Origin of the sequence: Pseudomonas sp. ICMP 3272, assembly GCF_001466905.1 — a bacterium.
GTDB lineage: Bacteria > Pseudomonadota > Gammaproteobacteria > Pseudomonadales > Pseudomonadaceae > Aquipseudomonas > Aquipseudomonas amygdali.
Genome location: NZ_LKEK01000108.1, coordinates 155,389 through 168,405 on the forward strand (window position 1 = coordinate 155,389; position 13,017 = coordinate 168,405).

Genomic DNA, 13,017 nt, shown 5'->3' on the forward strand with positions numbered 1-13,017 from the left:
CCCACATTGCCCGCACACCTGCTTACACTGCGCCTTTCTATTCGACGCCAGCATTGAACTGCAACGCCGCCAGACGTGCGTAGAGCGGGTTGCTGGCGATCAGTTGCTGATGGGTACCGACCGCCACAAGCCGGCCCTGATCCATGACGGCAATCCGGTCGGCATTCTGCACCGTGGCCAGCCGGTGGGCGATAACCAGCGTGGTACGCCCCTGCATCAGGCTTGGCAAGGCTTGCTGAATCAAGTGCTCACTCTGCGCGTCCAGCGCACTTGTCGCCTCGTCCAGCAGCAGAATCGGCGCATCGACCAGTAACGCGCGGGCAATCGCCAGACGCTGCCGCTGTCCGCCGGACAATCCCACCCCGCCCTCACCCAGGTGCGTACCATAGCCGTCGGCCATGTCGAGAATGAACTCATGCGCATGGGCGATACGCGCTGCTGCCTGTACCTGCTCAAGGCTGGCAGTGGCGTTACCGTAACGAATGTTGTCCTCGACACTGCCGAAAAACAGTGCGGGCGATTGTGAAACCAGCGCGAAGCAGCGGCGCAGATCGTGCGGATCAAGCTGTGCGATCGGCACGCCCTCGATCAGGATGCGCCCTTGAATCGGGTCGTAGAAACGCAGCAGCAGGTCGAGGATGGTCGACTTACCTGCTCCGGAAGGCCCGACCAGCGCCAGGGTTTCACCGGGCTCGATGTTCAGGGTCAGGCTATCCAGCGCATTGCGCTCGGGACGCGAAGGGTAGGCGAAGGTGACATTCTCCAGCGCCAGACGCCCGCTGATGCGCTGTGGCAGGCTCTGCAGGTCGGTGGTCGGCACGCTAATCTCGCTACGTGCCTGAAGCAGTTCGCCGATCCTCTCTGCGGCACCGGCGGCGCGCTGCAAATCGCCAATCACCTCGCTCAACGTGCCGAACGCCATACCGACCATCAGCGCGTAGAACACGAACGCTGCCAGCTCACCGCTTGATATGCGGCCGCTGATCACGTCCATACCGCCGACCCACAGCATCACCGCCACCGCACCCAGCACCAGAACGATCACCAGCGTGATCAGCCAGGAGCGCTGCAAAATCCGTTTGCGAGCGGTCTCGAACGCTTGCTCCACCGTATGCGAAAAACGCTGCTTATCCTGTTGCTGATGGTTGTAGGCTTGCACCGTCTTGATCTGCCCCAACGCCTCGGCCACGTAGCTGCCCACATTGGCGACCCTGTCCTGGCTCTCGCGCGACAGGTTTCGCACCCGCCGTCCGAACATGAGGATGGGCGCGATGATCAGCGGCAACGCCACCACCACGATGCTGGTGAGCTTGGGGTTGGTGATGAACAACAGCACGATGCCGCCAATGACCATCAGTGCGTTGCGCAGGAACATCGACAGTGACGAGCCGATCACCGACTGCAACAACGTGGTATCGGCGGTCAGCCGCGACTGGATTTCCGAACTGCGATTGTTCTCGTAAAAGCCCGGATGCAGCTCTATCAGGTGATCGAATACTTTCTTGCGCAGGTCGGCGACCACGCGCTCGCCGATCCATGACACCAGATAAAAGCGGGCGAACGTTCCGATGGCCAGGCCGACCGTCAGCAGCATGAAAAAGCCGATCGAGCGCTCGAGCAACTGCGGCGAGCGGGTCATGAAGCCCTGATCGACCATCAGCTTGATGCCCTGGCCGATCGACAAGGTGATGCCCGCAGTAATGACCAGTGCCAACAATGCTCCGAACGCTTGCCAGCGATACGGCGCAATGAAACTCGCAGCCAGGCGAAGGGCCTGGCGGTGACGTCGCGTAATCAGTGAAATCATGAAGCCTGCCTGTTTGCCCGATCTTTCTGAATGGCGAAGCCTACACCTGTCATGCATGGCGCGCTGTGCATCATTTCGAATGAACTTGCGCCCGGCTTCAAAGGTCAGGTTATGACTGCTTTACAGGGGCCGCTATAAGACATCGATCTAAGCGTCTACTGGCAGATTCGCATCATTTCTGTTGCACTGGGAACGCGTTTGAGCGGCTGACAGCACCTGTCACGGACCGGTCATCAAGCGCGGTTAATTTAACGCCGTTACCTGATGAAAGGAGAAACACCATGAGCCTGCAAGAGCGCAGCAACGAAGTTCCAGTCGTTCGAGCCACGCCCAATCTGCCGGTTGGCGGTGCAATTCTCGACGAGCATGGGCAAGAAGTCCTGATCACTGAAGCAATGGTTCAGGCTGCCTGCCAGGAATGCGACAAGAACTGGGTAACCCCGGAAAAATAAAACCGAACCGTGCCAAATGCCTTGAAACCCGACCCTGAGTCGGGTTTTTTATGCCCCGCGTTTACCGGACGATCAGACCAGTACCGCCCCCAGTGCCCGCACGAGTTGCGCCAGCTCCCCGGACTCACCTTCTACGCGGACCTTCAGCCCTTCGATTTCCCGACGTGGCGGGTAATGCTTGCGCAACGCATCGAAGGCCAAGCGCTGGCTGGCAGTGTCGCCGGTCAGACTGCGCCGAAAATCTGCATCGTCACGCCGTGGGTCGTACACGCCACGGCACAGCATGTTCAGTGCCCAGACCGGATCGCTGTCAGCATCGAGGCTGACCTGCGCCAGCCAGGGTTTGGGTAGCAGATCGTCCAGTTTTATCACCGCAGGCTGCCCCAGAAAGGCACACAGCGCCTGATAGATCTGCGCAGTGCCCCGCTGCCTGCCATCAAGGCTGTAACCGGCGATATGCGGCGTACCCAGAACGCACAAGTCGGCCAGCGCAACGTTGACCTGCGGCTCGCCTTCCCACACATCCAGCACGGCTTGCAGGTCTTCACGCTCAAGCAGCACGTCGTGCAGCGCTGTGTTGTCCACCACGGCACCACGACTGGCATTGATCAGCCACGCACCCTGCCTGAGTTGGCGCAAACGGGCTTCGTCGAGCAGGTGCCAGGTGGCTAACGCCCCGGTCTTGCTCAACGGCGTGTGCAGGCTGATGACGTCACAGCGCTGCAGAATCTCGTCAAGGCTGACGAAGTCACCGCCTTCAGCAGACTCGCGTGGCGGATCGCAGACCAGTACGTTCCAGCCCAGCGCCTTCAAGACAGCGACCAGACGACCACCCACCTGCCCTGCACCGACCACACCGTAAGTACGTTGCGCGAGGTCGACGCCTTCGATTTCCGCCAGGGTCAGCAGGCTGCCGAGCACGTAATCCACCACACCGCGTGCATTGCAGCCCGGTGCGCTGGCCCACTGGATACCAGCTTGCTGAAACCCGTCCAGATCCAGATGATCGGTGCCGATGGTGCAGGTACCGACAAACCGCACCGGGCTGCCTTCGAGCAGCTCACGGGTTACGGGTGTCACGGAGCGCACCAGCAGGATGTCGGCGTTCGCCACCGCAGCGCGATCTATGGCGCGTCCCGGCAAGCGATGAATCTCACCGAAATGAGCGAAAAAAGCGTCGAGCAGGGGAATATTTTCGTCAGCAACAATGCGCATGGAAGACTCTCTGGGTCTGGCGAACAGGGACCGGTCCCCAGTGGGAACAGGTGCGTCGTGAACCGGCGCGGGTTGCAGCGATGTAACAATCAATCAATCGGACTTTTTGCGTATCCAGTACAGGAATGTGCCCTCTTCGGCCTGCTCCGCAACCAGCTCATGCCCAAGAAAAACACAGAATTTCGGAATATCACGGCGCGTGGAAGGATCGGTCGCAATCACCTTGAGCAGGCCGCCCGCAGGCAGGTCACGCACCTTTTGATGCAGCATCATCACCGGTTCCGGGCAGAACAGCCCGACAGCGTCCAGCACGGCGTCGACGGTGAGGTTTTCAATGGGCTCAGACATGGGGCACTCCAGAAGCGGGTGACGATTGTCGCTCAATTCAGTCGGTCAGGCCAAATACTGATGGTTGTCCTGAAGCCGAACGGCGGCGTGCGGCCAGACAGCAGACAGAAAAATGCCAGGCACATGGCCTGGCATTGATCGTGACCCAAGCGACCGTCAGAACGGCAGTTTCATGCCCGGTGGCAATTGCATACCTGCGGTCATGGAAGCGGTCTTGTCCTGGCTGGCTTGCTCGATCTTGCGCACGGCGTCGTTGACGGCGGCGGCGATCAGGTCTTCCAGCACTTCCTTGTCTTCCTGCATCAGGCTGTCATCCAGGTTGATGCGCTTGACGTCGTGACGACCGGTCATCACAACGCTCACCAGGCCCGCGCCCGATTGACCGGTGACTTCCGCGTTGGCCAGTTCTTCCTGCATCTTGGCCATTTTTTCCTGCATTTGCTGCGCCTGCTTCATCAGGCCAGCCATGCCACCTTTCATCATGGGATATCTCCTCGAAAATGGATGGTTCGTTTACGCGGCGCCAATGGCGCCCTGTCTTCAGTTATTGAGTCTGCACCGCAGGCGCGTCCACAGGCTGGATCGTATCTTCCCGGATAACAGCGCCAAACTGCTGCAGCATCTGCTGGATATACGGGTCGGCCTGGATCGAGGCTTCGGCCTGACGCTGACGCTCGGCACGCAGTCGCGAAGCAGCCTGGGCAGGGGTTTCCTGCTCGGGTTTGATCAGCTCGATACTCAGATTGATCGTGCGCCCATGATACTGGTTCAACGCATCGTTCAGGCGGCGCTGCTGGGTTGAGTTGAACAGGGCGCTGTGCGCCGGGTCCAGGTGCAGCAGCCATTTATCGCCATCGACCGCCATCAAGGTGCAGTTGGCGGCAATGCTGCCGGTCATGCCGGAGATCGGCAGTTTGGGGAATACCTCCAGCCAGTCGGCAGCAAGGCCGGTGGCTGGTTTGGCGGCCGGAGCGGGCTCGGGCTCGACCGCTTCAAGCTCGACGACGCTCTCGTGGGCCAGTTCATCCAGATAGCTGTAGGACGCCGGGTCGATGTCGATATCCGGCTCGACGTAATCGTCATCCGCTGGCGGCTCGTCATCGCGGCCCATTGGGCCGGAATTCGAAGACATCGAATCCGGATTCATGGACAGATAGGCGGAATCAGGGATAGCTTCAAGCATCGCCGGTGTAACCTGCTGCTCGGCAACCGGCTGCGCAGGTTCCGCCTCCGGCGCATCTGGCACTGGGCTGGCGGGCGCAGGCGTCGGCATTGGGGTGAGGTCTGGCTGTTCGGAGACAGTCTCCAGAACCGGCTCGGCTACCGGTTCTGCAACAGTGCCAGTGTCAGGTGCGGATTCAGCGTTTTTTTCGGCAACCGGTGCCTTTGGCTCATTCCACGGCAGATCGACTTCTTCGACCGGCTCGGGCTGTGCTTGCGGCTGTGATTCTGGCTGTGCTGCGGGCTCAGCTCGTGCAGCAGAGGTCGGCATCGGGGCGGCGGCTGGCGGCAGCGCTTCGAAGGCCGGATCGGGCGCAGCCATAACCGGTGCTATTGAAACTGCGGGAGCTACCGATGCAACAGGTGTCGCATCGGCCACTGCTTTTCGGGAATCAACCGTGGCCTGGCTGATCCCCACCGGCTTTAGCGGTTGCCTCGGCGCATCGTCGTTATCGGCCGGGCGGAATGCCAGCATGCGCAGCAGGACCATCTCGAAACCGCCACGCGGATCCGGGGCCAGCGGCAAGTCACGACGACCAATCAGACCCATCTGGTAATAAAACTGCACGTCTTCGGCAGGCAATGCCTGGGCCAGCGCCAACACCCGGTCGCGGTCGCCGTGCCCGTTGTCGACGCCTTCCGGCAACGCCTGGGCAATCGCCACGCGGTGCAGAACATTGAGAATCTCCGAGAGCACGCCGTTCCAGTCAGGCCCCTGCTCGGCCAGGTGACGCACCGCTTCCAGCACACCGCGAGCGTCGCCTTCCAACAACGCAGTCAGCACATCGAACACCTGACCGTGATCCAGCGTGCCGAGCATGGCGCGCACATCGGCAGCCATGACCTTGCCTTCACCAAAGGCAATGGCCTGATCGGTCAAACTCATCGCGTCACGCATCGAACCGTCGGCAGCGCGCCCGAGCAGCCACAGCGCATCGTCTTCGAACGGCACATTCTCGACGCCCAGTACGTGGGTCAGGTGTTCGACCACACGTTCGGGCGTCATGTTTTTCAGCGAGAACTGCAGGCAACGCGACAGAATGGTCGCGGGCAGCTTCTGCGGATCGGTGGTAGCGAGGATGAACTTGACGTAGGGCGGCGGCTCTTCAAGCGTCTTGAGCAAGGCGTTGAACGAGTGGCTGGAGAGCATGTGCACTTCGTCGATCAGGTAGACCTTGAAGCGACCGCGACTTGGCGCGTATTGCACGTTATCCAGCAGTTCGCGCGTGTCTTCGACCTTGGTGCGGCTGGCGGCGTCGATCTCGATCAGGTCGACGAAACGACCTTCATCGATCTCTTTGCACACCGAGCAAGTGCCACAGGGCGTAGAGGTAATGCCGGTTTCGCAGTTCAGGCACTTGGCGATGATCCGCGCAATAGTAGTCTTGCCGACGCCCCGCGTGCCGGTGAACAAATAGGCATGGTGCAGGCGTTGGCTGTCCAGCGCGTTGATCAGGGCCTTCAACACATGAGCCTGGCCGACCATTTCGCGGAACGAGCGCGGACGCCATTTACGTGCAAGAACCTGATAACTCATTTAAAACCGTCGCAACTGGTAAGCGGAAGACCGCCAATGCTAGCCGAGCAGGGGCAAAATTGCATCTGGTGTGCGTCTCTATTGTGGCTAAGCTGAGCAAATGAATCCAATGACGCGCTTTAAACGGACGTTTGCAGAGCCTCGGCTACCTCGTGCAGCCGTGGCGTGCATGCTATTGCTGTCGACGCAGACCGTCAGCGCGGCCAAAGCTACTCTGGACTTCGCGGTCAACGAAGGCTGGACCATGCCGATGATGCATATCACCGACTTTCGGCCCGAATCCGGCATCCTGTTCGACATCATGCAAAGCGTTGCGCACCATGTCGGCCTCGAAGCCACGTACCACGTGATGCCGCGCCTGCGCATCCAGTCGGCGCTTGAGCGCGGTGAAGTAGACATGCATTGCTACAGCTCACAGGCGTGGTATCCCGATCTGTCCGGGGATTACCTCTGGAGCCTGCCGATTCTCTATCAACGCGACTGGCTGGTCGCTTCAGCCGAAACGGCTGCGGGCCCATACCCAGAGCAGTTCGACAATGAAACCGTCGGCACGGTACTAGGCTATAACTACCCTGCCCTGCAGCACCTTTTTGATAATCATCAACTGATACGTGAAGACGCACGCACGCAGAACCAGACGCTCGGCAAGCTGATGGCTGGACGCTACAACTACGCCGTGACCAACCAGTTGATCCTCGAATGGACCAATCGAAACCTGCCTGTCGGCAAAAAGCTGAAGCCCATATCGCTGGTCGCAGAGCAGCCTGCGGCCTGCCTGATACGCAACACCCCCGAGCTGCCGACAGGTAAAATCCTGCGCACACTGGTGCAAATGCGCCTGTCAGGCGAGATTCAGCAAATCATCGATCACTACACCGCGCCCACGCCCCCGTGACCCTTCATCTGCGGTGTAGCAATAGCGTCATATTCCGTCGTTACGCTCGCCTGAAATCTTTGGTAATACATTAACCAGCGCGAGTATTTGGCGATGAGCGACAGATCAGACGACGAAGACACCAACAACAACCCCAGCCGCCGTCGTTTTCTGGGCGGGATGGCTGCCCTGGGCGCAGGCGTCACGCTGAGCAGCTACGTGTCGGCCCACGAGAAACCGCCCGCCGACAACGACAAGCATCATCACCTTGCCGGGCCTGCGCTGGACCGGGCCTTGCGCGAAAACGTGAAGACTATTGTGGTGATCTACGCCGAGAACCGCAGCTTCAATAACCTGTTCGGCGATTTCCCCGGGGTCCAGAAGCCACTCTCCTCGCTCAGACCTTCCGACTATGAACAGCGCGACCGCGACGGCACGCTATTGTCCAAACTGCCGCCCGCCTGGGGTGGTGTGTTACAGGTCGGGCCGCAAACCGTTGACGGCGTGACCTACCCGGCAGGCGAGCAGTTTCAGAAAGACCTGCCCAACGCCCCCTTCCCGCTCAAGGGGCCGAACGGCGAAGACCTGCCGCTGAGTCTGGTCACTCGCGACCTGTGGCACGTTTTCTATCAGAATCAGATGCAGATCAACGACGGTCGCAATGATCGATTCGTCGCCTGGGCCGACGCCGGCGGACTGACCATGGGCAACTACGCACAGACTCAGTACTCGCTACGCCTGTGGGACGTTGCCTCGGAATTCGTGCTGTGCGACAACTTTTTTCAGGGTGCATTTGGCGGCTCGTTCCTCAACCACCAGTACCTGATTTCAGCCACCGCGCCGATTTACCCTAACGCTGCCGAGTCTCCGGCCAAATCGCAGATCGCGACCCTGCAGAGCTTCAACCCGCAGGACCCGCGCCTCAAGCCGCTGGACAAGTCGCCTGCCAGCGCGATGGAGGGGCCACCGCAGTTCGGTCCCAGCGCCATTACCCCGGACAACTACGCCGTCAACACCATGGCCCCGCCCTACTGGCCAACCTGGCTGCGCGACCCGCAGAACCCTGATTACTCGAAACCGGATCTGCCCAACGTGCTGGTTCCGCAAAGCCACGAACACATCGGCGACAAACTGTCGAAAAGAAATGTCGACTGGGCCTGGTACGCAGGGGCCTGGCAAGTGACGCTGGACGAGTTCAAGGACTCCACGGGAATCCCGAAAATCCCTAACTTTCAATACCATCACCAGCCGTTCAACTACTTCAAGCAACAGGGCCCGCAAAACCCTGAAGAACGCAAAAAACGTCTGCGTGACGGCGGCCTGGGTGACGAGTCGAGCACCAACCGCTTCCTCGCCGATGCCGAAGCGGGCAAGTTGCCCGCCGTGACCTTCTACAAACCTCAGGGCAACCTGAACATGCACGCCGGTTATGCCGACGTGGCTGCGGGTGACCGACACATAGACCGGGTGATCAAGGTCCTGCGCAAGAGCCCGCAGTGGGACAACATGGTGATCGTCGTGACTGTGGACGAGAACGGCGGCTGGTGGGACCACGTCGCACCGCCCAAAGGCGACCGCTTCGGCCCCGGCACGCGTATTCCGGCGCTGGTCATTTCACCCTTCGCCCGCAAAGGCAAGGTCGACCACACGGTTTACGACACGGCCTCGATTCTGCGCCTGATTACCCGTGTTCACGGCCTGGAAAAGCTCGACGGGCTGAAGCGCCGCGACGACGCCATGATCGCGCGCGGCCAGGCCCCCATGGGCGACCTGACCAACGCATTGCACTTTCCTGCCTGATTCCGTCGCTGTAGGGCTCAGGTACTCGCGTCGGCTGCCTCCAGTGCAGTCGGACGCGACGTCTTGACCGGTGGCAAGGACGCCACATACACCGTGCGGGACGGAAACGCGAAACGCACATCCAGTTCGGCGAAGGCTTCCATGATGTCCAGATTGATCGCCTGCTGCACATCCATATAAACGTTGTAGCTGGGGTCGAGAACGATAAAGACGGTCTCGAACTCCAGTGACGTTTCGCCAAAACCACGGAAATGCGAGCGGTCGAAACGGGCGAGTTTCTGCGCGTTGATGATCGCTTCTACTTTCTTTGGCACTTCCCGTATCTGATCGACGGAACAGTCATAGGTCAGCCTGAATTCGAAGACAATCCGCCGCTCCTGCAAGCGTTTGTAGTTCTGAATGGTGTTGTTGATCATGTCGGCGTTGGCCATCACGATCTGCTCGCCGCCCAGGCTGCGGATGCGCGTGGTCTTCAGACCGACATGTTCGACCGTACCGGACAGCGCGCCAACCACAATGAAATCGCCCACTTCAAAAGGCTTGTCCACTGCAATGGAGAGTGAGGCAAACACATCACCCAGAATGTTCTGCACCGCCAGCGCAACCGCAATACCGCCCACCCCGAGGCTGGCGACAAACGCGGTGATGTTGACCCCGACGTTCGACAACATCGCCATGACCACCGTGGCCCACAGCAACACCTTCGCGCCCCACAGACTCAACGTTGCCAGCGCACTGCCCTGATAGGTGCCGCCAGCGTTGTGACGTACAAAGTAGCGCTGCAGCGCGAGCGCAATTGCCCGGTTAGCCCACAACCCGACCTGCAATGCAGCAACCACGAACCACAGACTGCTGACCCGCCCAAGCCAGCGCTCCGGTAGATCGAGCATGCCCACCCCGATCAGAATCGAAGCCAGCAGTAACAGTGTATTGCTGGTGCCCGACAGCACCTGCACCACGATGTAGCGCATATGCGTGCTGGGCGAATCAGGCCGCGAGCGCATCTTTCGGAGCACAAAACCGATAACCCCCCTGACCAGAATAAAACTCATGGTCGAGGCGAACACAGCGAGTATCCAGTTGGCGAGCGAAATGCCCAGAAATTGCGAGTCTGTGAAAAATCTGATGATGTCCTGTTCCATCCGGCCCCCGGCTCCACTGCTACGAGACGCCTGACCGAAAAGCCCGTGACACCCGCAGCGACTTGAATTGCCCCTTGCCGTAAAACGGTTTCAAGCGACGCGTAAGGGGTTAGGTGGCACATGACGCCGAGGGTTCAGACGAATTCGGATCGCATTACCAGCAGCTTTCACATCGGGCATGGCATACAGGCGCAGGAACAGCTAACGCACTCGGCATACGGAGACGGTTGGGAGGTAATCGGGGATGTGGAGATTTCAGTGCAACTGCGTCGAGGGCCGACTAAGGATTCGTTAAGGTGGTGCCCCCACCAGCCACACCCCGGCACACAATGTTCCCGCTGTGGCTGCTTCCTTCCGGATCTGACCAGGTTCACGGGTAATCGTTGCGGGGGGACCGATGGGGTCACCATAACGACACTCACCAGTTGGCGAGCCGCGCCATTGTACCGGTCTGGCGTGAGTTTACAACCGTTGGTTCGGATAAAAATTTCGAGGGGGCTCAAGCACTTGTGTGCCGGGGCTGAAACGCAAAGCTGCATCGGCCGTCGGTGTGACAAATCCTCGAAACACCCTCATTCGATCCTGTACCCTGCCCGCCTCAATAATAATCAGCCAGCAGGTTGCTCATGCAGACTCGATTGGTCGGCTACCACGATCTCAACGCCTCTCAACGTCAACAGCTCGAACACCTTGAAGTGACGCAGGAGCAGATGCAGTTCTCCGGCGATATTTACACCGCGCTCAATACTCTGCTGGTCAACCCCAACCCGAATGTTTGCGGCTTTGTGCTTCTGGGCGACGATAAACCGGTGGGTTTTTTCCTGCTCAAGCGCGGGGACTGTCTACCGAACTGGGCTCAGGAGACGCTGGCTGCGACGCTGCATGCGTTGCAGATCGATCACCGCGAACAGGGCAAGGGGTTAGGCAAGGCGTGCTTGCAGGCATTGCCTGCGGCGCTGCGCCTGAAGTGGCCAGACATCACGCATTTGATGCTCTCGGTCGATGCAGACAATAGCGCTGCTATCGGGCTTTATGCAGGTCAGGGCTGGGTGGACACCGGAGAGGCTTACCGCGGAAGGATCGGTTTTGAGCGCAGGCTGGTGCTGACACTTTGATACGAAGTTTGAGCACGCGCCTGACATCCAGCGATGTCAGACGCTGCCTGGGTTACTGAGCCTGCAACACCTCGTCTGCCTTGCCACCCGCATCCTGAATCACCAGGTGGATGAAGTGCAGTTTGGCGATTACCGCCGGAGGCAGCACGAACGGATAGAAGTCCGGCTGGCCCATGCTGCGTGACAGCTCGTTGAGCATGCTGGCCAGTTCGATCCAGGCGTTGACGAACGACAGGAACGCCGGGCCGCCTGGGTGCTGTGGATCGTAGAGCACTTCCAGCGGGAATGGCTGGTAGTCCAGCTCCATGTCGCGGGCGCTCATGCCAAAACCCAGGGCAGTGTCGACCGCGTCCATCATGTGCAGGTAGTGAGCCCAGGTTTCGGCCCAGTCTTCCCACGGGTGCATGGTGGCGTAAGCACTGACAAAGCTTTCCTGCCAGTTGTCGGGCGCGCCGTTTTTATAGTGGTGATCAAGCGCATCGGCGTAGCTGGCGCGCTCGTCGCCGAACAGATTGCGGCAGCCGTCCTGCCAGTGGGTATTGGCGATGAGCCGATCCCAGTAATAGTGGCCGACTTCATGGCGGAAATGGCCGAGCAAGGTGCGGTAGGGTTCGTGCATCTGCACGCGCATCGCTTCGCGGTGAGCGTCGTCGGCTTCCTCGATGTTAAGGGTAATCAGGCCATTGGCGTGGCCAGTGGTCGGCAGCTTGCCTTCCAGATCGACACCGACAAAGTCAAAGGCCAGGCCGGCTTCTTCATCGACGCTCTTGGGGATGACCTGCAGCCCCAGGGAAATCAGCTGCGCAACCAGACGACGCTTGGCGGTCTCGACCTTGCGCCAGCGCTCACCGTTTTCGGCGATGGACAGGTCGGGAATGGTGCGATTGAGGCTGCACGCAACGCAGAACTCACCGGCGTTGTGCTCCGGAAACAGCCAGTTACAGGCTGCCGGGGTATCGAGGTTAGCGCAACGCCGATACAGACCCGCACCCGGTTCGTCGCTCAGGCGCCAGGTAGGCTCAGGCCCTGCTTCAAGCGTAGCCACGCGACCCTGCTCGGGCAGGTAACCCAGCGCAGCCGAACAGGCCAGGCATTGGGAATTGGGGAAAAACACCGACTGGCCGCATGTGCACTGCCAGACCTTGCTGTTACGTTTGGATTCGCCGACAAATGGGGCGGTAATGCGTGAACTCAATTGCTCGAAAAAGCGATACATGGCGATCTCCCGTTGGCCTTGCATGGACTAGATCATGCCTAAGCTTCAGGGGTTCAAAATATTATCGAACGGCGGGGACGGATAGCGTCGACGGCGTTTGCATGGGCGAAAACGGTGCGTCGCACGGTAGTTGGGATTATCGTTCCGCACGCTCCAGCGTGGTCACAGATCTACGCCGCACCATCACACTCAAGATCGGACGCAGAGCGTCCAGAACGGCATGCGAGGCGGAGCGTCGCACGATGATCAAGACATGCCTAAGCAGAGCATCTGCACGGTAGTAGAGATTA

The 13,017-nt window shown here is 59.8% G+C and carries 11 protein-coding genes and 1 other RNA gene; 4 read left to right on the forward strand and 8 right to left on the reverse strand.

The features are described 5' to 3' along the window. Nucleotides 1-37: 37 nt before the first annotated feature. Entirely contained in the window at nucleotides 38-1,807 is a 1,770-nt protein-coding gene (locus AO068_RS25015; RefSeq protein WP_058409753.1) for an ABC transporter transmembrane domain-containing protein, read from the reverse strand. Between the two features lie 281 nt (nucleotides 1,808-2,088). Here AO068_RS25015 and AO068_RS29090 point away from each other — a divergent pair, with 281 nt between their 5' ends. After that, nucleotides 2,089-2,259, forward strand: a complete 171-nt coding sequence (locus AO068_RS29090) for a PA1571 family protein (protein ID WP_002552821.1) — start codon at nucleotides 2,089-2,091, stop codon at nucleotides 2,257-2,259. A gap of 72 nt (nucleotides 2,260-2,331) precedes the next feature. Here the strand turns inward: AO068_RS29090 and pdxB are convergent, their stop codons facing one another. The 4 genes from pdxB to dnaX form a co-directional block, all read right to left on the reverse strand. Then, complete coding sequence (pdxB, locus tag AO068_RS25025; RefSeq protein WP_058409754.1) at nucleotides 2,332-3,474, reverse strand: 4-phosphoerythronate dehydrogenase PdxB; 1,143 nt, start codon at nucleotides 3,472-3,474, stop codon at nucleotides 2,332-2,334. 93 nt (nucleotides 3,475-3,567) lie between these two features. Then, a complete protein-coding gene (tusA, locus tag AO068_RS25030) occupies nucleotides 3,568-3,822 on the reverse strand; it encodes a sulfurtransferase TusA (RefSeq protein WP_058401984.1) in 255 nt (84 codons plus the stop codon). 156 nt (nucleotides 3,823-3,978) lie between these two features. Next, a complete protein-coding gene (locus AO068_RS25035) occupies nucleotides 3,979-4,305 on the reverse strand; it encodes a YbaB/EbfC family nucleoid-associated protein (protein ID WP_002552818.1) in 327 nt (108 codons plus the stop codon). A 61-nt stretch (nucleotides 4,306-4,366) separates the two neighbouring features. Further along, nucleotides 4,367-6,580 (reverse strand): DNA polymerase III subunit gamma/tau, encoded by a 2,214-nt coding sequence (gene dnaX / locus AO068_RS25040; protein WP_058409755.1) that lies wholly within the window; start codon nucleotides 6,578-6,580, stop codon nucleotides 4,367-4,369. Nucleotides 6,581-6,689: 109 nt separating this feature from the next. On the opposite strand from dnaX, the gene AO068_RS25045 reads away from it, so the two are divergent. Further along, nucleotides 6,690-7,475 carry a substrate-binding periplasmic protein gene (locus AO068_RS25045; RefSeq protein WP_058409756.1) on the forward strand — a complete coding sequence of 262 codons (786 nt, stop codon included), beginning with the start codon at nucleotides 6,690-6,692 and terminating at the stop codon, nucleotides 7,473-7,475. A 93-nt stretch (nucleotides 7,476-7,568) separates the two neighbouring features. After that, complete coding sequence (gene acpA / locus AO068_RS25050) at nucleotides 7,569-9,254, forward strand: acid phosphatase (RefSeq protein WP_058409757.1); 1,686 nt, start codon at nucleotides 7,569-7,571, stop codon at nucleotides 9,252-9,254. A gap of 17 nt (nucleotides 9,255-9,271) precedes the next feature. Here the strand turns inward: acpA and AO068_RS25055 are convergent, their stop codons facing one another. Next, entirely contained in the window at nucleotides 9,272-10,396 is a 1,125-nt protein-coding gene (locus tag AO068_RS25055; RefSeq protein WP_058409758.1) for a mechanosensitive ion channel family protein, read from the reverse strand. Between the two features lie 303 nt (nucleotides 10,397-10,699). After that, nucleotides 10,700-10,796, reverse strand: an RNA gene (gene ffs, locus AO068_RS26265) — signal recognition particle sRNA small type. A 226-nt stretch (nucleotides 10,797-11,022) separates the two neighbouring features. Here ffs and AO068_RS25060 point away from each other — a divergent pair. Beyond that, nucleotides 11,023-11,511 carry a GNAT family N-acetyltransferase gene (locus tag AO068_RS25060; RefSeq protein WP_058409759.1) on the forward strand — a complete coding sequence of 163 codons (489 nt, stop codon included), beginning with the start codon at nucleotides 11,023-11,025 and terminating at the stop codon, nucleotides 11,509-11,511. A 52-nt stretch (nucleotides 11,512-11,563) separates the two neighbouring features. Here the strand turns inward: AO068_RS25060 and AO068_RS25065 are convergent, their stop codons facing one another. After that, nucleotides 11,564-12,727, reverse strand: coding sequence for a zinc-binding metallopeptidase family protein (locus AO068_RS25065; RefSeq protein ID WP_005731470.1), 1,164 nt, complete (start codon nucleotides 12,725-12,727; stop codon nucleotides 11,564-11,566). Nucleotides 12,728-13,017: the final 290 nt, after the last annotated feature.